Source organism: Salinibacter grassmerensis, assembly GCF_947077765.1.
Lineage (GTDB): Bacteria > Bacteroidota > Rhodothermia > Rhodothermales > Salinibacteraceae > Salinibacter > Salinibacter grassmerensis.
Genome location: NZ_CAMTTF010000002.1, coordinates 142,584 through 159,992, shown reverse-complemented (window position 1 = coordinate 159,992; position 17,409 = coordinate 142,584). Strand labels below are relative to the sequence as shown.

Sequence of the window (17,409 nt, the reverse complement as noted above, 5' to 3'; positions counted from 1 at the left end):
ACAAACAGGCACAACACGAAAACCGATGGAGGCCGCAAAGATCCCTGCGCCGCTGATCGCGGCGCATTACCAAAGGATGATTTCTCTAGTCTCCATCGCCCCCGACCCGTCGCAACTGCTCGGCCTCCGTCATCACGCGGCGGCCCATCAGGAGACTCGTGAGCAGGCTCGTGAGGCCGCCCGCGGCGAAGATCATGGCCATGATGACGAACTGGTAGAGCGCGGCGTAGACGGGATTTTCGCCCCCCAGAATCATTCCGGCCATGACGCCAGGGATCCACACCCACCCCAGGCTTTTCAGCGAGTCGACCACGGGGATGAGCGACGCCCGCACGCCGGTCCGCAGGTGCCGGGCCAGCACGGCCGCGGGCGGCGCTCCCAGCGCGAGACCCACCTCAATCTCGTCTCGCTTGTCGCGGAGCTCGTCTTTGAGGCGATTCAGGGCAAGGCCGTTGATTTTCATGGCGTTGGCGATGACAAGGCTGCCCACCGGCACGAGGCTGCGCACCGTGGGCTCGATGGCCCCGGCCCCCGTCATCGTCGCGATCACGAGGCCCGCCCCCACCGTGATGGCCAGAAACGAGACCTGCGTGACGCCCGGCAGGCCCCTCCCCCGCTGCCGCGAGATCCAGGTGGCCCCGCCCACCATCCCCAGCAGGATGAGCGCGCTCCAAGCGACAGGCACCGTCAGCAGCACCCCAATGACGAGCCCGACGGCCACGATCTGCACAAAGCCGCGGGCAAACGCGGTGCTCAGCTCCGACTCCAGCCCCAGGCCGCGCCGGCGGGAAAGAAGCACGACGAGCGCCGCCAGCACGGTCGCGGCCCCCACCTGGGCCACGCCCTGTCGGACGACCGGATCCTGGATGTGGGTGAGGACATCCTCAAGCATCGAGCCCAAGCGTTGCGTTGGGGATTAGGTGTGAAGCACAGCATCGAGTGCCCCTGTGGCCTGGACGCGTCCTTCCTCCAGCCGCACCCCGCGGTGCCCCAGTCGGCGCGCCCGGTCCACATCGTGCGTCACAAGCACGGCGGTCAGGGCATACGCCGCCATCACGTCCGCCAGGAGCGACTCGACGCGATCGGCCGCCTCGGCGTCGAGGCTGGAGGCCGGTTCGTCGAGCAGCACGACGTCGGGATCATTGAAGAGGGTGCGGGCGATGGCCACGCGCTGCGCCTCTCCCCCCGACAGGCGGTCGGCGTCCCGGTCCGCGAAGCCCGCGAGCCCGAGCCGGTCGAGGAGCCCATCGAGTCGGTCCGCGTCCACCGCCTCGTCCCGCAGCGTCGGCCCCCACGCCACGTTCTCCGCCACCGTGCCGTCAATCAGCGTGGGCCGCTGCGGCACCCACCCGACCCGCCGCCGCAGCGTGCGCGGATCGATCATGCGGTAGTCGGTGCCGTCGAGGTACACGGTGCCGTCGGTCGGCTCATCGAGGCGGTTGAGGAGGCGCAGGAACGAGCTCTTGCCCGAGCCGGACGGCCCGAAGACGACGAACACCTCTTCCGCACGCACCTCCACCGAGACGTCCGCGACCAGCGACTCGCCGTCGACGACGCGGGTCAGATGCTCCGTGGTAAGGGGCAAGGGACCGGGCATTGGGAATCGAGATCAGGATTGGGAAAACCAGACGACGGCGTCGGGGCCGGCATGGGGCGCCCCTTATCCCGAATCGGCCGCCCACGGCCCGGCACCGGCGATCACCAGCACGAGTGAGCCGAGCAGCATCGCCCAGTCGGTGCGCATCGCGTGCGCCATGCTCCAGAAGCCGTACTCGCCCAGCGTCCGTACCTCGAACGGCCCGAAGCCCGCGCCCAGCCAGATCGGAATTTTCGTCGTGACGATCGCCGTCGTCATGATCGTGGCCGTCCCCGCCGCGGCGAGCCGCGTGTAGAGGCCGACCAGAATGAGCGCGCCGCAGACGACCTCCGTCCCGCCCACGAGGCTCGCGACAAGCTCCGGCGCCGGCCAGCCCATGTCGGCAAACCGGCCGGGGCCGCGCAGGGTCGGATACAAAAACTTCTGGATCCCCTCCGACAGAAAGACGGCCCCGACCATGAGGCGAACGAGGGGGAGCGTCCACCATGCGGCCCTGGACGGCGAACGGGATTGGGGGGGTGCCATGGCGTGGATCAGACAAGGAGTGGATGCGGTGGAGGGGCCGAGCACTCAGTCAGTCTTTTCGCCTTGGATACCGGCCCCAATGAGACTATGCGCCGAACGCAGCAACGGGTTCACCCAACAGAAGAAGGGCACATCCGGCGCCGAGCGCAACCAGGACGAGGCCGAGCACATTGCTCACCAGCACGTTGGCCAGTCCGGCCCACACCCGTCCCTCCCGAAGTAGCATGAGGCTCTCGAGGCTGTAGGTGGAAAACGTCGTCAGCGCCCCAATCCCGCCGGTAAAGACGAACAGCCGGGCGTCCTGCGAGAACGAGTACTCGGCCGCAAGCACCCACAGCCCCCCGATGAGGAAAAAGCCCACGAGGTTGGCCGCGAGCGTGCCCCACGGAAACTCCGGCGGCAGGCCCCATTGCGCGAGAGCAGAGAGGCCGTACCGACACAGCGCGCCGAGGCTTCCGCCAAGGGCGACCCAGAGAAGCCTGAGCATACGAGACAAAAAGAACCTCAGGTTGGAACAGAGCCGACAGACGTCGTCCTTCCCTCGCGCACTCGCCCGGGAATCCGCAACGCTGCACAAGAGTGGTTGATGGTGCCGATCGTCGGTTGACAATCCAGTCAAGCCCCTCTTACCTAGCAGGTTCCAGTGCGGCTCTCGTCGTCGAGAACGAAGCATGACCGTCGCGTCGACGCCGGCCGGGACGTGGGCGCAACACTCAGGCGCCGGGCGCCGTCGCCCGCAGTGTTTTCCGCATACAGACGGCCGTGGACGGACAAAGACGGGCGGCCTCCTCGGTCCGTTGAAGCGGATCGGGCAGGGTCCCACGGTCGATTTGCGCGTACCCGTGGCCTCGGAAGTAGTCAGCCGCCGTTGTCGTGAGCAGGTACAGCGCACGGACCTCGTCGTCCGTGGCCCGCTGCTCAACAGCGCGCACCAGGCGGGTCCCGACTCCTTCCTGTCGGGCGCCGGGCGCTACGGCCAGCGACCGCAGCAGGGCGACGTCACCGCGCGGCTCTAGCCCGACGACGCCATTTAGGGCGTCTCCGTCCCACGCCACGAGAAAGTGGTCCAGATGGGCAGGCGTCAGGTCCGCAGTTGGGAGTCCACACGCGTTCAGAAGCGTCTGGACCGCGTCGAGATCATCGGGCTGTGCCGGACGGATGACCATGAGTGCTGACCAAACGGTTGTCACGGTGCGAAACACCTCAGCGAGTCCCACTCGAACGCGGCGTCGATCCAGTCGGACAGCGCGTCGCGGACCTCTCTGAAGGCTGCCTGTTTTTCCTCAGGAAGAAAGATGGCGGGTGGTTCTCATCCTTCCGCGCCGGTGATGCCAACGGCAACAGGACAGGGAACTGAACGATTCGCGACGTTTTTTGTCCCGATTGAGCAATGGAAACGCGTGTTCACCGATACACTAGTTCGCAAACTTCTCACCTTTTCGATCGGCCATGGGTCTGCGCTTCTTCCGTTTTCTGCTTCTTCTCGGGGGACTCGGCCTAGTGCTCTCGCCGGCCCCTCTCCATGCCCAGCAGGTGCTCGTCGACGACCCGACGAGCGTTCCTCGTGGCGCGGCGCAGTTAGAGGCGTGGCACGGCGTGGAAGAGTCCTGGATGGCGCCGGCCCTGCGGGTGCATCCGAACCTGGAGCTGGCCACGGGCGCCGCGTTTCTCGCAACCGGGGTCGAGGACCAGCGGACCGTCGAGTACAGCGCCGAGGGCAAGCTGTTGCTCCGCCCAGGGTCGACGCACCGGATTGGGGTCGCGGCCGTCGGCGGGGCGGGCATTCGCCAGCTCGGCGTGCCCCGGGATCGGCCGGCCAGTGTCTACGGGTACGGCATCGTCAGCCAGGACCTCGGGCCCGGCCTCACGGCCTACCAGAATGTCGGGTGGGTGAACGAGGAAAACGGTCCTCACGAGTTTACGTGGGGGGGCCGCCTCGACTGGTCTCCCCTCGATCGGGTGACCCTCATTGGAGAGGTGTACGGGGAGGGGCGCTCAAATCCTTCGCTGCAGGCCGTGCTGCGCACCGTGCTCCTGCCAGACCGGATCGAAATGGACGTATCGGTCACACGTGGCGGGTCGGTGGACGGGCGGAGCACGTGGGCCACCCTCGGATTCACCTTTATGTCGGCGCCGCTGTACCAGTGACTCCGGTCGCGCACTCGGGGGCTCCTTGGAGCCCCCCGGCTTCCGGGGTCTTCTCGTCGCCCCACCCCCGACTCACCATGGTCTCGGGGGCGTGCCCTCGACGCTCTCTTCAGCTTCTGTAAAACACATTCTGCACGCGGCCGAGCGGGCCGGGACTGGCGCCTGGAGGGACAGTCGTTGGAGTGGCAGCACCGGTCCACTCGCGTTTACGCCATCAGAGATTCCCCCAGCATCCGTATGCCTGCCTCTTCTTCCTCCGAGACTGGCAGCGAGGGGCGGCTCATGCAGGCGGCTCGTGCCGCTGCGTCCTTGGCCGCTCGGCTCGCCACGGGCGCCGGCATCCTGGCGGGCGCCTCGGCCGGGGCCGGGCTTCTGCTGTGGGGCCTCCTCTGGTGGCCCGTGAGCAGCCGCCTGGTGTCCATGGCGGGGGCTGCGGTCACGTTCGTGCTGGTGTTGGGCCCGTCTGCCATCCTCGCTCTTTTTTACCTGGGCCTCCGCGACCTTCAGGCCCTCCCGGACCGGCTGGCCGACCGGACGGCCCGCACCGTCGAGCAGTCCGCCGAGGCCACCGCGGCAGTGGCCTCGGGGTCCTCGGCGTCGGGCCTGTTCGGCCGCCTGTGGGGAACCGTGAAGCAGATCTGGGCCCTCCGCGGCGTTCTTTTGGAGAACCGGGCCCTGCTGGTCCGCTACGGCGCGCTGATCCGGTTCGTAAATCCGGGCTTTCTGCTCCTCGTCGTGGGGGCCACCGTCGTCACGGGACTGCTCGTGCCGGGCGCCCTGCTCGCACTTCTCATGGTCGGGCTTGTGTAGGTGCAACGTCTCTGACCCGGCCCCGTACCGGAGGCACGACGACCCGTGCGCCGGGTCTCCACAACTCGTTCACCAACCCGCCCGCCTCCATGAGTTCCTCCGGCAGTTCGGCCGACCTACTCCGCGTTCTGGTGTCCGTTCTGTTGCCGCCCCTCGGCGTCTTTCTTCAGGAGGGCATCGGCACCCAGTTCTGGATCAACCTCCTTCTCACCCTGATGGGGTACCTGCCCGGCCTCGTCCACGCCGTCTGGATTATCGCCCGCCGGTAGTGCCGCTCTCCATCCCGGGTCTGTGGGGCCACGGCCTACCGGGTGGCGACTCGTCGACCCGTGGTGCGGCTCATCGAATGCCCCGGATCGACTCGCTGTGTGCGCGTACCATTCCGCGAGTGCTCATCCGGACGAGGATGGTGCGCCGTTGTCATTTCTCTCGGCGTCAACGCGCAGTACGAACCAATGCACACAGCCATGCGGACCCCACGATCTGCTCCCCTTCTTCGGCTTTTTCTCGCGAGTCTACTGTTCTTAGGCCTGGGGGCTCTCACGACCGTCTGCGCCCAGGACATCGACGAGGACGCCCCCAGCGACGAACCCGTCGCGGAGGAACCGGGCGCCGGCTTCTTCGCCGTCGGTACGCAGTTCACCGACCTCGCCCCCCTCAACGATCGCCTCAGCGGCGCCGGGTACCCGACCTTCGCGTCGGAGATGGTGTCCCTCGGCGGCGGGGGCTACGGCGTCGTGGCCAACCGCCTCATGCTGGGGGGCGAGGGGCACGGCCTCCTCACCGCGGACGGCTCCTTCCGGGGGCGCAACGTGTCCGTGGGCGGGGGCTACGGCCTGTTTAATCTGGGCTACCTGTTTCGGCCGGCGTCCGGCCTGCGGGTATATCCGCTGCTCGGGCTCGGCGCGGGCGGCCTCCAGCTGGACATCAAGAATGAAGGGACCGCGGACACCTTCGACGACGTGCTGAACGACCCCAGTCGCAGTGCCTCGGTGGGACAGGCGAGCGTTCTCGTGAGCCTCGGGGGCGGGCTCGAGTATCAGTTCGGCACCCCCGGCGAAGGGCGGACCGCGCGGCTCGGCGTGCGGGCCGGATATATGATCTCCGCCCTCAGCTCCGACTGGCAGCTCGGGAACAGTTCCCTGGCCGGCGGGCCGGACGCCTCGATGCAGGGGCCATTTCTCCGCCTCACCATCGGCGGGATCGACAGCCCGGACGATGACGACTAGCGCTCTCGAGGCTGCCTCCGAAACCGCCCCTCACGACCTATCGGAGGGCCTCGACGGGCAGACGGCCCACCTGCACCCCGTCTTCCGGATGGGTCCACGCGGCGTAGAGATCCGCTCCGCTCCGCACGAGGCGCGGCATGCCTGCGCCCCGTGAGGCGCACGAAAGCGTGGCCATCGGGACAGCAGATTGAGACGCCCCGTCCGCCGCCACGGCACGCACTCGAAGGGCCGGCGCGCCGTCGTCGGACTTGCCAAGCCAACTTACGGCTGCACGTCCATCTTCCAACCACACCACGTCCACACGGCCCGTCGGCGTGCGCTCGGCCACGACGACCGGGGCGCCAAACTGCCGCCCGCCGTCCGTCGAGAATGCCACGTTGACGCGCGGTGTGCCCTCCGGCGCCGTGTACCACGCCGCGGCCACCCGGTCGCCCGCTGCCGCCAGCGCTGGGCCGTTGACCGGGCAGCCCTCGATTCGCCATCCGTCATCATGCAGAAGGGCAGGGTCGGACCACGACTGGCCATCGAACCGCACGAGCCGGATGTTGCGAGTCTCGTCTTCGGACCGGTCGCGGTACGCCACGAGGGCCTCCTTGCCCGTCCGCACCGCCGCGGTGGGGCAGCACTCGCAGGTGCGGTCGTCCAGCAGCGCCCGCTGCTCCACCGCTCCGGTCGCGCCGAGCACGCCCCCGCGAAGGGTCATCTCTCCCCCGTGTCCGTCGCGCCCCTCCATGGTGCGCCCGTCCAGCCAGACGGCCAGCACGCGATCGTCCGGCCACGGCAGCAGCGAGACGAAGCCGTGCTCCGTCGCCGTCCCGTCGTCGTGCGGCCTGACCGCCGACTGCCACGTGCCCGCCTCGTCGGTCTGCGCAATCTGCACCGCGTAGGCAAGGGGATCGGGGCCGGCGCTCTGGAGGTAATGCGCGGCGAGGCGGCCGCTCGGCAGTGGACGGAGGGACGGCACGTCGGCCCAGTTCACGAACCAGTCGCCCCCGCGTGCCACGGTGCGCGGCTCCGCCCAGCTCGTGTCGTCGAGCGTGGCGTAGCGGAGGGCGTGCCGGTCTTCTCCGATCGACTCAACCCAGCTCATCCACATGGTTCCTCCCTCCCCGGCGTGAAGATGAGGCTGCCCGCTCCCGGCGGGGGCCGGGCTGTCCAGTCGCGTGCCGGCACCGGGGGACGCCGACGTCGCAGTGGAGGAGTCGGGGGTGGACTGACAGCCCAGCGCGACCAGCATCCCAACGAGCAGAAGCCCCCCAAGTTGGAGCGGTCGAGGTAGTAAGGGGGTGTGTGGAGTCACGAAACGGCAGGAAATCTCTGAAACGAGGCGACGGTCTACGTGCTCATTACGCGTCCCGGGCGAAGAAGATGTGGCCCGTGGGCGGCGGAGCAATATCGGCCTCGCGAAACACGAGCGCGATTTGGACGCGGTGGTGCGTGCTGTGGCTCACGGCGTGACGACAAAGGTCCCGCAAGGGCGTCTCGAAGCGAGTGCCCTCGGAGTTGGTGTACACCGTGGGTTGATCAAGCGTATTGTCGGACCGCTCGTCTAGCATCGACTGCCAGCGGGCCATGCTTTCCACACGCCCACACGTCCTGGACGCGGAGAAGGTGACTGGGGAGCTTCACGGCCCGCGCCGGCACGGCCTCGGCCGCCTGCATCGCGTCAAGCATCCGGGCGTTGATCCAGCGTGTGTACTGGAACAGGGTCTGGAGGTTGGCGGCTGCAGGGGACTGGGGGACAGACATAAACGGAACTGACTAGGCGTGAGATGAGCGTACGGCTAACATGCACCTCCGTGGTCCATTTCAAGCCCACGACATTCTCGGTACGCACGCCCCGAAAGAATCCGAGATTTTGCAAGTGTCCTTGAACAGTCCGTCGTGCCTGACGTACCCCGATGTGCTACGTCGGTGCCGTGTGGCCCGACCCTCCTCGTCGACTGATCACTTACGCCTCCGACCGCCCATGCACGACTTTCATGACCTTCCCGACCCCAACCTCGTCGGCATCACGCTGAGCGACACGCTGACGGAGGACGACCATGAAGCATTCACCTCGGCGCTCGAAGACCAGTTCGCGGCCCACATCACAACCCGCGTGCTGCTCGTAATGGAGGACGTGGACGACTGGGCCCCGGAGGAGCGCTGGGAAGACTTGGCGTTCGACGTCCGTCACCTGAGCGACGTGGACAAGGTGGCCATCGTGAGCGACGACCCCTGGGAACGCTGGCTGGAGAAGACCGAGGTCCTCTTTCCGATGTCGACGATCCAAACCTACGACGCGGCGGACCAGGAGGAGGCACTCGACTGGATTCGGGGCGACATGGACGTGCCCGGCGTCGGCCCCGGCAGCTCGTCCGACCCGGAGGCCTCCTTCGCCGACGAGGACGAGTAACGGCCTTTGGACTGACCTCACCTGCCCCCGATGTCGTCCCCTGACCTCTCTGACACCGAGGCCGACGTGCTCCAGGCCGTTCAGTCCGAGGACACCGCCGACCTTTACGACCTCGCCCGGGCGGTGGGCGTGGGTCCACGGGCGGTGCAGGATGCCGTGCGGCGCCTCGCCCGACACGATTTCGTACACGCGTCGGGGCGCCACGTACGCTGCACAAACGCGGGCGATCAGTGGGTTCGCACCCATTCGTAGGTTGCCTCCCGAGAGCCTCCAATATAGAAAAAGCCCCGTTACACAGAACGGGGCTTCGGCGGAGGCTCGAGGAGAATGAGAGGAGCCAACGACCGGACTCGAACCGGTGACCTGTCCCTTACGAGGGGACTGCTCTACCAGCTGAGCTACGTTGGCGTCGTGCTGGCATTGTTTTCTCGACGGATAGTCACGAACGGCCCGTAGTCGAAGATCCCGGCCGTCCCTCACTTTCACGGTCGATTAACGGTCCGGGGAACAGCCTGCTTCCCGACACTGGGTCCTACGCTCGATGATTCAACTCGACGGCGTTACGAAGCGCTACGGCGATGCCTACGCGGTGCAGGACATTACCCTGACCGCCGCGTCCGAAGCGACGACCCTGCTCATCGGCCCTTCCGGCAGCGGCAAGTCGACCCTGCTCCGACTCGTGATGGGTCTGACCTCGCCGGACACAGGCACGGTCACCGTAGAGGGCGACCGGCTCACCCCGGCCAACGCCAAGTCCCTCCGCCGCCGCATGGGCTACGTGATTCAGGAGGGCGGCCTCTTCCCCCACCTCACGGGCCGGGCCAACGCTGCTCTCATGGCCCACCACCTCGGCTGGTCCCGGGATCGCATCGACGCCCGCATCGAGGAATTGACCCGGCTCGTTCAGCTCGACCCGGACCGCCTCGCGCAGTACCCGACGGAGCTCTCCGGCGGCCAGCGCCAGCGCGTGAGCCTGATGCGCGCCCTCATGCTCGACCCCGATGTGCTCCTGCTCGACGAGCCGCTCGGCGCCCTCGACCCCATGATCCGGGCCGATCTGCAGGACGACCTGCGCGACATCTTTCGGCGCCTCGGCAAGACGGTCGTCTTCGTCACCCACGACATCGGCGAGGCGGCGTTCTTCGGCGACCAGATCGCACTCCTCCGCCAGGGTCAGATCGAACAGAGCGGCGCCATGGCCACACTCCTCGACGACCCGGCCTCCCCCTTCGTCACGGACTTCATCCAGGCCCAGCGCGCCCCGTTGGAGCATTTGCGGACCGAGGGTCGCGAATAAGCAATGCACGCCCCCATGCCCCGAACCGCGAGTCCCATCGCCCGACCCTCTCCCCTCACCGCCGTCCTCTCTGTCCTTGTCGTTCTGTCTCTCGTCGTGGCTCCGGCCCAGGGACAGGCGACCGACTCTACCCTCGCCCTCGGCTCCAAGAAGTTCACCGAGAACGTCATCCTGGGGTGGATGGGCACGCACCTGATTCGGGCCGAGGGGCTGACCGCCACGCACCGCGAGGAACTGGGCGGTTCGCGCTTTCTGTGGGAGGCCCTCCGGCGTGGCGACATCGACGCGTATCCTGAGTATACCGGGACGCTCCGCCAGGAGTTGCTGGCCGACGTGGACGTTGCCCCGGGCGCCCTGGCCGACACACTGGCCCGCTACGGCATCGCCATGACCGCTCCGCTCGGCTTCAACAACACCTACGCCCTCGGCATGCGGGCCGACCGGGCCGAGGCGCTCGGCATCGAGACAATCGCCGACTTGCAGGACCACCCCGACCTTCGGCTTGGCTTCACGAACGAGTTTATGGACCGGTCCGACGGCTGGCCGTCCCTGCGACGGGCCTACGATCTGCCGCAGTCGGCGCGGGGGCTGGACCACGACATCGCCTACCGCGGCCTTGCCAACGGGGAGATCGACGTGATCGACCTCTACTCGACCGACGCGAAGATCGAGCAGTACGACCTCCGCGTTTTGGAGGACAACAAGGACCACTTCCCCGCCTACGAGGCCATTTTCCTCTACCGGCGCGACCTTGCGACGCGGGCGCCCGCCGCCATTGCGGCCCTCAAGCGCCTCACCGATCAAATCCCGGCCGACACGATGCAGCGGCTCAACGCCCGCTCCAACATCGACCAGACGAACGAGGCAACCGTGGCGGCCGACTTCCTCAATCAGTCGCTCGACCTCAACGCCACGGCCGAGACCGACACGCGGACCGAGCGCCTGGGCCGGTACACGGCCGACCACCTCGTGCTCGTCGGTCTCTCGCTCGGCCTCGCGATCCTGTTCGGCGTCCCGCTGGGCGTCGTGGCCGCGAAGCGCCGGATCCTCGGCCCGGGCGTCCTGATCGTCGTGGGCGTCATCTACACGATCCCGGCGCTCGCCCTGCTGGCCATGATGGTGCCGCCACTCGGCCTGGGACGCGTGCCCGCCGTGACGGCCCTCACCCTCTACAGCCTCCTCCCGATCGTGTGGACCACGTACACGGGCCTGAAGGACATTTCGGGGCCGCTGCGGGAGTCGGCCGACGCGCTGGGGCTGTCGAGCGCGGCGAAGCTGTGGCGGGTGGAGCTGCCGCTGGCGGGCCGGTCCATCCTGGCCGGCATCAAGATCGCCGTCATCATCAACATCGGGGCGGCCACGCTCGGGGCGCTCATCGGGGCGGGCGGCTACGGCCAGCCCATCCTCACCGGCATCCGGCGGGCCAACCTGGGCCTCATTCTGGAGGGCACCGTCCCGGCGGCGGTGCTTACGATCCTCGCGCTGGCGCTACTGGAGGGGCTGGAGCGCGGCCTGCTGCCGCGGTCGATGCAGTCGTGACGCCTCGCGGCTCAGTCGACACAAAAGTAGCGGTCGTGGTGGCGCTCGCAGCCCGGATTGAACGCCGCGCCGCACGCCGGGCACGTGTGCTCCGCCTTCAGGTACTGCTCGATCGTCAGCGTCGTCTTGCATTGCCCGCACAGGACGGCCGACGCGTCGAACTGATCGCGGGGCCACCGCTCGGGAGGGTGGCCCGCCGTCTCCTCGTGGCAGGCATGGCACGGGTAGAAGACGCCACAACACACGAAGCGGATAGCGATGACGTCTTGGGGGCCATGGTAGTGGGCACAGCGCGTCTCCACCCCCACGTCCACCCCGCGGACGGGCACCTCAAACCGGTCGTCCGTGGCCGGCGCACGAACGGTCGAATGCGAGCCCGGCCGCGCACCCGATTTATTGCGGGATGTTTTTCGCCCGGGTTGTGACTCGTCACTGTTCATGCGCGTGCGGGGAAAGACGGTGCAGAAGCCTGCCGAATCGCGTTTTGCCTACTCCTCCCGGAAGCCAGCCGCCATGGCGTGGCGCTGTTGCCACAGGAAAGCGCCGAGTCCCCGTGTCCAGAGAGGGGCCGCCCCGGCGCCGAGCAGACCGAGGCCGGCAACGACAATGAGGGTCGTCTGGAGGCTGGTGACAAGTACAAGCCCAACTGGGATGCCTATCAGCAAAGCCCCCACGCCGACCCCGGAAGCAAACGTTCCGGAGGACGTTCCCTGATAGTTGAGCATGGCGCCCTCTTGGAGCGTCATGGCCTTGCGTCGCCATGCCCCTACTCCGATCATGACGGGGACGGTGACGCCCACGTTGTAGATCAGAAACGCGCACAGGGGAATGACCAGCGATGGTCTCACGAGCGCAATAACCGGCAACACGACGAGAAACGAGGCCGCGCAGAGCCCGGTGAGGATGATCGTCTGAGTGCGGACGAGCACACGAGGAGAGCGGGTGCGGAGCAAAAGGTGGTCGTAGTGACGACCGTGCCAGGCGTGTCCAAATTGGCCATACTGTACCCCCATCATGCTGGTCAGCACGCACCCAAAGATGGCACGATTCATTCCTTCAAGCGCTCCTCCTGTCTCTTCAATGAGCACTAGGTTGAACACAAAGATGCTGAGGAGCAGGAGCGCCAGAAGCATCATTTGCCGGGGACGCTTATTGCGGAGAATGAGCTTCAGGTCCAGCAGCGCCAGGGACCCCACGCGCCCCCATCCTCGGCCTTCCCCCTGAAGGATCGCCCCGACGTGCGTGCGTGTCCGTCCCGTCTCCCCCAGCACGCTGTAGAGGCGACCGCGGAGCGCCCGATGGGCCGCCACGGCCATTCCGGTTGCACCCCCAATCAGCATCAGAAGGGGCAGGATATGACCCGCTGCCAGTCCACCAAAGAGCCACATGGACGCGGGTCGGAGCAGGCCGCCCCCGGTCCAAAAACCGCCCGCTACGCCGACCGCAAGAACCCCCGCGGCGCCAAGCACGAGCCCGGCGTTCCGGTCCCAGGCCACGCGAAGGAGACTGTTTGCAAACTGGGTGAGCGCCACCACCAGGAGCGCCCCGGCGGCCCAGAGCGCTGCGCCCAGCGGGGACGCCCCCGGCAGCACCGTGCTCCCCCACAGTGCCGCGAGGACGACGACCGGCAGCAGGTTGAGCAGGCTGAGGGACGACACCACCTGCAGGACACGAACGACCTGGGAGCGTCGGAGGGGCAGATGCAAGTACGGCCGCACGTCGCTTCCCGCCGAGCGCTGGAGGAAGAAGCGCATCGGGAGGAGCCCCACCGCGCCGTACAGCAGAAATTCGTTGAGCAGCCGGAGCGGCTCCTGCCCCGGCGCCACCTCCGCCACCATTTGCGGATAGAACCAGCCCAGTGCCCCGAAGAGAAGTCCGAAGTACGCCGCCGCAAGCACAAGGAGCAGGCTCCCAATCAGGCTGCGCCCAAAGGTCGGCGCGCGAACCCAGCGGCGCCACTGATGGCGGAGGATATCAAACAGCGTCATGGTGATTCAGCTCTGTAGCGTGAAGCGTCGATACACATCTCTTCGTTTCCGTTCCCGTGTCAGATTGGCTCATTCTCCCGAAATCCCTCCAGCATTCCATGCTTGTGACGATCGAGCTGCCGGGCGAATGGCCCCCGCCACCAGGCGACCAGCCCAAGCCCGACGAGCCCGATCGCACACAGGCTCCCTCCGACGATCCACCAGGCGCTCGTTGTCGCTGCAAGAATCGGTGCAGCAAGGAGGACGAGAAGAGGAGGGACAAGCACCAATCCCCTCATAGATCCCGACGGATTCATCGAGAAGTGCGAAGCCGACATGTCGACAGGGGTCCGGAAGCGCGGGCCTAAGTAGACGGTACTGGGAACCATTACCCCCCACCAGTAAAACGCGCAGCCTCCCAGGAGCATCGCGTACCGGAGCGGGACCCAGGGAAATAACGTCGGGAGAAGCAGTGTGGCGGGAACGAGACCGGCCCAAAGCAGCGCGAGCTTCGAGGTCGCGATGTGCGAGAGGGAGGTCGGACGTGCAAACAACCCATCGATGTGTCCGGCTGAGATTCCGTAGATGGCATACCCAGTTGCAAAGAAAGGACCACCAATCCCCCAGAGCACAACGTTCATAAGCACATTTGACTCGACCGTCCCTTCCATGACGAGTTGCACGCCGGCCCATCCGTAGAAGAAGACCATCAGCCCGAGTATCGTCGCAGTGGCACCTCGCAGCCGCCGCGTCCGCACAACCTGCCGCAGCTCCAGCGCCACGAGGGGCCCCGCCGGCAGCGCCTGCTCGATCCATCGGTAGACCGGCGTCCCCCACCGAGACGGCTCGCCGATCCGGGACACCGTCCGCCGGTCCACCTCTAACCGCTCCCGCATCACCCGCAGCAGCGCGGCGTGCGTGGCGCCCACGACGCCGACCGCTGCGACCAGCCCAATGCCCGGTCGGCCAAACACGACACGGGAGAGACCGCGGAAGAGGTCAGGCCCCAGAACCGCATCGGCCACGAACGCCAGCGTGACCCCGGCCAGTGCGCCGGCAACCCCCCATGGCCGCCGCCCCAGCAGCAGGTGCAGGAGGTTCGCGCCGTGGCTCGCCAGTACGACGGTTGATAAGAGCGCGATGAGAAGCCACGCGGCGGCCCCGAGCGGCGTCCACGCCGTCACAATCTCCGCTGCCCACACTGGTACGACCAGCACCATGGCAAACAACGAATGGAGGGACAGCAGCGACAGCAGCGTCTGCCCGTTGAGGAGTCCGGTCGTCGGGATGGGGAGCGTGACGTACAGCGCCACGCGCTCCGACGGCGGCGATTGCAGGAGGAAGCGGCTCACCAGGAGCACCGGCACCAGATACAGCATTCCCTCATTGATGAGCGCGAGGGGATCGGCCGTAGGAACCACCTCGCGGAGCACGTCACCCAACACGTAGCTCAGAAGTCCAAGCGGGAACAGCAACACGAGGAGCAGGCCCAGCAGCACAAGTTGCCCCGCCACCGTGCCGGTGCCCCACGATGGGTTTCGGCGCCAGCTCGTGACGCGGTGGCGGAGTAGAATCTGAAGTGCGCGCATTGGAGTCGAAACGATCGGCGGAATCGACCGAAGATTGGTTTTCTTCCTCCTCCCTCCCCTCTACCAGTGCCACTCGTGCGGAGAGAGCCATCCGCCCCGAAAGCCCCGCAGCATCGCATGGCGGCGACGCCGGAGCATCGCTTCCAGCCGGGGCCGCCACAGCGAGACGGTGCCGAGGCCCAGCCCCCCGAGGACGGCCACGCCTGAAAGCAGGACTGGAATGCCTCCAAGGCCCAGCAAGACCGGCGGCACGCTGAGCAGCGCCATGAGCACCATTCCTCGTATGGGACCGCCCGAAAACGTAAATCGGCTTTGCTCCGGGTTCACCCAGTTCCGATTCCAGAGAATGCCGGTCCCCACTATCGTAGGGACGGTGATCCCCGCGTGATAGAGCGCAAAGGCGGCCATCGGTGCTGCGAGAAACGGATCCGCCCACGCCACCACCGGCATCGCGAGAATGAGCGGCCCCGCGGCGAGTCCCGTGAGCACGACGAGCGTCCCCCGAACGAGCCGTCCCGGCGACACGCGCACCAGCAGGCCATCGAAGTGCTTTCCGTGCCAGGCGAACGCAAACTGGCCGTACGCGACCGACAATAGCAGGCCGATCAGGAACGGAGCCATCCCAACCGAGAATACGGAAAGAGCGTCCCGCACGATCAGGTAGACAAAGAACGCAAGTGTGCCGCTCCCAATGAGAAGTTGCTCGCGGGGTCCGCGATTCCGGAAGATGAGAGCGCCTTCCAAGAACACGAGCGACGAAAGCCCTTCTCGACCTTCAATGTCGACCGAAAAGCGACGGCGCCGGTCGGTACGGTCCGGCCCGCCTACGCTCTCGTACGTGTACCGGCGCAGGGCCGCCGTGGAGACGACGGCCAAGGTAACCGTCCCGACGGCGAGCACCAGGAGCGCCCCTATGCTTCCACGCAACGGCCCGCCAAAAAGCCACGCCGACGCCTCCTGGATCACCGTTGCCCCAAGAAAATCGCCCCCAACCAGTCCGAGGACCACGGCACTCGCACCGAGAAACCCGGACCACCTCCGACGGATCCACGCCACGCGGAGCCACACGCATGCAAAGTGCGTCATCCCCACCGCTAGCAGCGCGGCGGCGGTCCAGAGGGCCACCCCGAGGGGAGAGGTGCCCGAGGCGACAGTGCGCGCGGCGAGCGCCGCGAGGCCGAGGAGGGGAACCAGGGTAAGAAGGCTGATCGCCGACGTGACCTGGATGGCACGTGCCAGCGTTGCCCGACGCACCGGCAGGCAGAGCAGAGAACGCCACGCCCCCGCGTCGAACCGTTGTAGGACGAACCGAGCGCCAACGAGACCGGCCATCCCACTCAACAGGTGTTCGTTTAGGAGACGGAGCGGGTCTCGGCCTGGAAATACCTCCGCCACGATGTCCGGATAGAACCACCCGAGAGCCACAGCCCAGCCCCCGACGTGTACCCCGGCCAGCACAACGAGGACCGTCGTCAGGAGACTGCGGCCCAGGGTCGTTGAGCGCCGCCACCGCGTCCACCGGTGGCGCAGCACATCGAGAAGCGTCATGGCACGTGCGTCTTATGCTACGCCGGTTCTTGCTCCTTCGGGCGAATCGCCTCCGCAAAGTAGGTCGTCAGGTCCTCCAGCGTGTCCGGATCGGTCGGCTCGTCGCGCACGATCTGGCCCGCCTCCAGGAGGGCGATCCGGTCGCTCACGTCGGTCACGTGGCCGAGGTCGTGGCTGGAAATAAGCATCGTCGCGTCGTCCTGTCGCTCTTGCAGAAGCTCCTTGAGCTGGATCTGCGAGCGGGGATCGAGGCTCGCGAACGGCTCGTCGAAGATCAACAGGTCCGGCTCCGGCAGGAGGGCCGCGACGAGGCCCGCCTTGTTTTTGTTGCCCGTGGAGAGGTCGCGGATGTACTTCGTCGTCTCCCCGACCGGCTCGTCGACGTAGAAGTCCTCGAAGCGGGACAGCCGTTCATCGATTGTCGCCTCGTCGAGGTCGTAGGTCTGCCCCACGAAGTGCCAGTACTCGTCCGGCGTCAGGAAGTCGATGAGGAACGAGGGGCCGAGGTAGGAGCCCGTGCACGTCTTCCAGTCGAACGTATCGGCCACTACGTCGCCGCCGAGGCGGACCTGCCCATCGTCGGCGCGGATCAGGTCGAGGACGAGGCGGAGGAAGGTCGTTTTGCCCGCGCCGTTGTTGCCGACCAGTCCCAGCGTCGTCCCCGGCTCGATCGTGAGATCGGGGATGGACAGCTCGAAGTCGTCGTAGCGCTTGGTGAGGGAATCGGTTTTTAGATCCATTTCCGATACGGAATCTTTGAGT

General features: G+C 67.0%; 21 protein-coding genes and 1 tRNA gene. 8 read left to right on the top strand and 14 right to left on the bottom strand.

Annotation, left to right across the window (positions count from 1 at the left end; all coding sequences use genetic code 11):
• Positions 1-85: 85 nt before the first annotated feature.
• From OJB03_RS04980 to arsN2, 5 genes are all read right to left on the bottom strand, one after another.
• Positions 86-892 (bottom strand): ABC transporter permease, encoded by an 807-nt coding sequence (locus OJB03_RS04980; protein ID WP_263785698.1) that lies wholly within the window; start codon positions 890-892, stop codon positions 86-88.
• A 24-nt stretch (positions 893-916) separates the two neighbouring features.
• The gene (locus OJB03_RS04975; protein ID WP_263785697.1) at positions 917-1,597 is read right to left on the bottom strand and encodes an ABC transporter ATP-binding protein; all 681 of its coding nucleotides are present in this window, start codon (positions 1,595-1,597) and stop codon (positions 917-919) included.
• A 63-nt stretch (positions 1,598-1,660) separates the two neighbouring features.
• Positions 1,661-2,131, bottom strand: coding sequence for a DoxX family protein (locus OJB03_RS04970; RefSeq protein ID WP_423816363.1), 471 nt, complete (start codon positions 2,129-2,131; stop codon positions 1,661-1,663).
• A 76-nt stretch (positions 2,132-2,207) separates the two neighbouring features.
• Positions 2,208-2,609 (bottom strand): fluoride efflux transporter CrcB, encoded by a 402-nt coding sequence (crcB, locus tag OJB03_RS04965; RefSeq protein WP_263785695.1) that lies wholly within the window; start codon positions 2,607-2,609, stop codon positions 2,208-2,210.
• 226 nt (positions 2,610-2,835) lie between these two features.
• Entirely contained in the window at positions 2,836-3,288 is a 453-nt protein-coding gene (gene arsN2, locus OJB03_RS04960) for an arsenic resistance N-acetyltransferase ArsN2 (protein ID WP_263785694.1), read from the bottom strand.
• A gap of 283 nt (positions 3,289-3,571) precedes the next feature.
• On the opposite strand from arsN2, the gene OJB03_RS04955 reads away from it, so the two are divergent.
• The 4 genes from OJB03_RS04955 (at position 3,572) to OJB03_RS04940 (ending at position 6,309) form a co-directional block, all read left to right on the top strand.
• On the top strand, positions 3,572-4,270 hold the full coding sequence (locus tag OJB03_RS04955) for a hypothetical protein (RefSeq protein WP_263785693.1): 699 nt from the start codon (positions 3,572-3,574) through the stop codon (positions 4,268-4,270).
• A gap of 237 nt (positions 4,271-4,507) precedes the next feature.
• Positions 4,508-5,080: a hypothetical protein gene (locus OJB03_RS04950; RefSeq protein ID WP_263785692.1), complete on the top strand. Its 573-nt coding sequence runs from the start codon at positions 4,508-4,510 to the stop codon at positions 5,078-5,080.
• A gap of 89 nt (positions 5,081-5,169) precedes the next feature.
• Entirely contained in the window at positions 5,170-5,349 is a 180-nt protein-coding gene (locus tag OJB03_RS04945; RefSeq protein ID WP_263785691.1) for a YqaE/Pmp3 family membrane protein, read from the top strand.
• A 198-nt stretch (positions 5,350-5,547) separates the two neighbouring features.
• Positions 5,548-6,309, top strand: a complete 762-nt coding sequence (locus tag OJB03_RS04940; RefSeq protein ID WP_263785690.1) for a hypothetical protein — start codon at positions 5,548-5,550, stop codon at positions 6,307-6,309.
• Between the two features lie 37 nt (positions 6,310-6,346).
• Here OJB03_RS04940 and OJB03_RS04935 read toward each other — a convergent pair whose 3' ends face one another.
• The 3 genes from OJB03_RS04935 to OJB03_RS04925 are packed head-to-tail and all read right to left on the bottom strand — an operon-like array spanning position 6,347 to position 8,058.
• Positions 6,347-7,609, bottom strand: a complete 1,263-nt coding sequence (locus tag OJB03_RS04935) for a hypothetical protein (protein ID WP_263785689.1) — start codon at positions 7,607-7,609, stop codon at positions 6,347-6,349.
• Positions 7,610-7,655: 46 nt separating this feature from the next.
• Entirely contained in the window at positions 7,656-7,883 is a 228-nt protein-coding gene (locus OJB03_RS04930; protein ID WP_263785688.1) for a DinB family protein, read from the bottom strand.
• Positions 7,834-8,058: a hypothetical protein gene (locus OJB03_RS04925; RefSeq protein WP_263785687.1), complete on the bottom strand. Its 225-nt coding sequence runs from the start codon at positions 8,056-8,058 to the stop codon at positions 7,834-7,836. The genes OJB03_RS04930 and OJB03_RS04925 overlap by 50 nt, the downstream gene beginning before the upstream one ends.
• Before the next feature lie 220 nt (positions 8,059-8,278).
• Here OJB03_RS04925 and OJB03_RS04920 point away from each other — a divergent pair, with 220 nt between their 5' ends.
• Together OJB03_RS04920 and OJB03_RS04915 are read left to right on the top strand one after the other, a co-directional pair.
• The gene (locus tag OJB03_RS04920; protein ID WP_263785686.1) at positions 8,279-8,707 is read left to right on the top strand and encodes a SpoIIAA family protein; all 429 of its coding nucleotides are present in this window, start codon (positions 8,279-8,281) and stop codon (positions 8,705-8,707) included.
• Between the two features lie 30 nt (positions 8,708-8,737).
• On the top strand, positions 8,738-8,959 hold the full coding sequence (locus tag OJB03_RS04915) for a helix-turn-helix domain-containing protein (RefSeq protein WP_263785685.1): 222 nt from the start codon (positions 8,738-8,740) through the stop codon (positions 8,957-8,959).
• A gap of 83 nt (positions 8,960-9,042) precedes the next feature.
• Here the strand turns inward: OJB03_RS04915 and OJB03_RS04910 are convergent.
• Positions 9,043-9,115 (bottom strand) — tRNA-Thr (locus OJB03_RS04910).
• Positions 9,116-9,248: 133 nt separating this feature from the next.
• On the opposite strand from OJB03_RS04910, the gene OJB03_RS04905 reads away from it, so the two are divergent.
• Positions 9,249-10,004: an ATP-binding cassette domain-containing protein gene (locus OJB03_RS04905; RefSeq protein ID WP_263785684.1), complete on the top strand. Its 756-nt coding sequence runs from the start codon at positions 9,249-9,251 to the stop codon at positions 10,002-10,004.
• A 15-nt stretch (positions 10,005-10,019) separates the two neighbouring features.
• The gene (locus tag OJB03_RS04900) at positions 10,020-11,543 is read left to right on the top strand and encodes an ABC transporter permease/substrate-binding protein (protein WP_263785683.1); all 1,524 of its coding nucleotides are present in this window, start codon (positions 10,020-10,022) and stop codon (positions 11,541-11,543) included.
• A gap of 11 nt (positions 11,544-11,554) precedes the next feature.
• Here the strand turns inward: OJB03_RS04900 and OJB03_RS04895 are convergent, their stop codons facing one another.
• The 5 genes from OJB03_RS04895 to OJB03_RS04875 are packed head-to-tail and all read right to left on the bottom strand — an operon-like array spanning position 11,555 to position 17,387.
• Entirely contained in the window at positions 11,555-11,983 is a 429-nt protein-coding gene (locus OJB03_RS04895; protein WP_263785682.1) for a CHY zinc finger protein, read from the bottom strand.
• A gap of 48 nt (positions 11,984-12,031) precedes the next feature.
• Positions 12,032-13,531, bottom strand: coding sequence for a DUF5687 family protein (locus tag OJB03_RS04890; protein WP_263785681.1), 1,500 nt, complete (start codon positions 13,529-13,531; stop codon positions 12,032-12,034).
• A gap of 59 nt (positions 13,532-13,590) precedes the next feature.
• A complete protein-coding gene (locus OJB03_RS04885) occupies positions 13,591-15,099 on the bottom strand; it encodes a DUF5687 family protein (RefSeq protein ID WP_263785680.1) in 1,509 nt (502 codons plus the stop codon).
• A gap of 60 nt (positions 15,100-15,159) precedes the next feature.
• Positions 15,160-16,647, bottom strand: coding sequence for a DUF5687 family protein (locus OJB03_RS04880; RefSeq protein ID WP_263785679.1), 1,488 nt, complete (start codon positions 16,645-16,647; stop codon positions 15,160-15,162).
• Positions 16,648-16,664: 17 nt separating this feature from the next.
• Positions 16,665-17,387, bottom strand: coding sequence for an ABC transporter ATP-binding protein (locus OJB03_RS04875; protein WP_263785678.1), 723 nt, complete (start codon positions 17,385-17,387; stop codon positions 16,665-16,667).
• Positions 17,388-17,409: the final 22 nt, after the last annotated feature.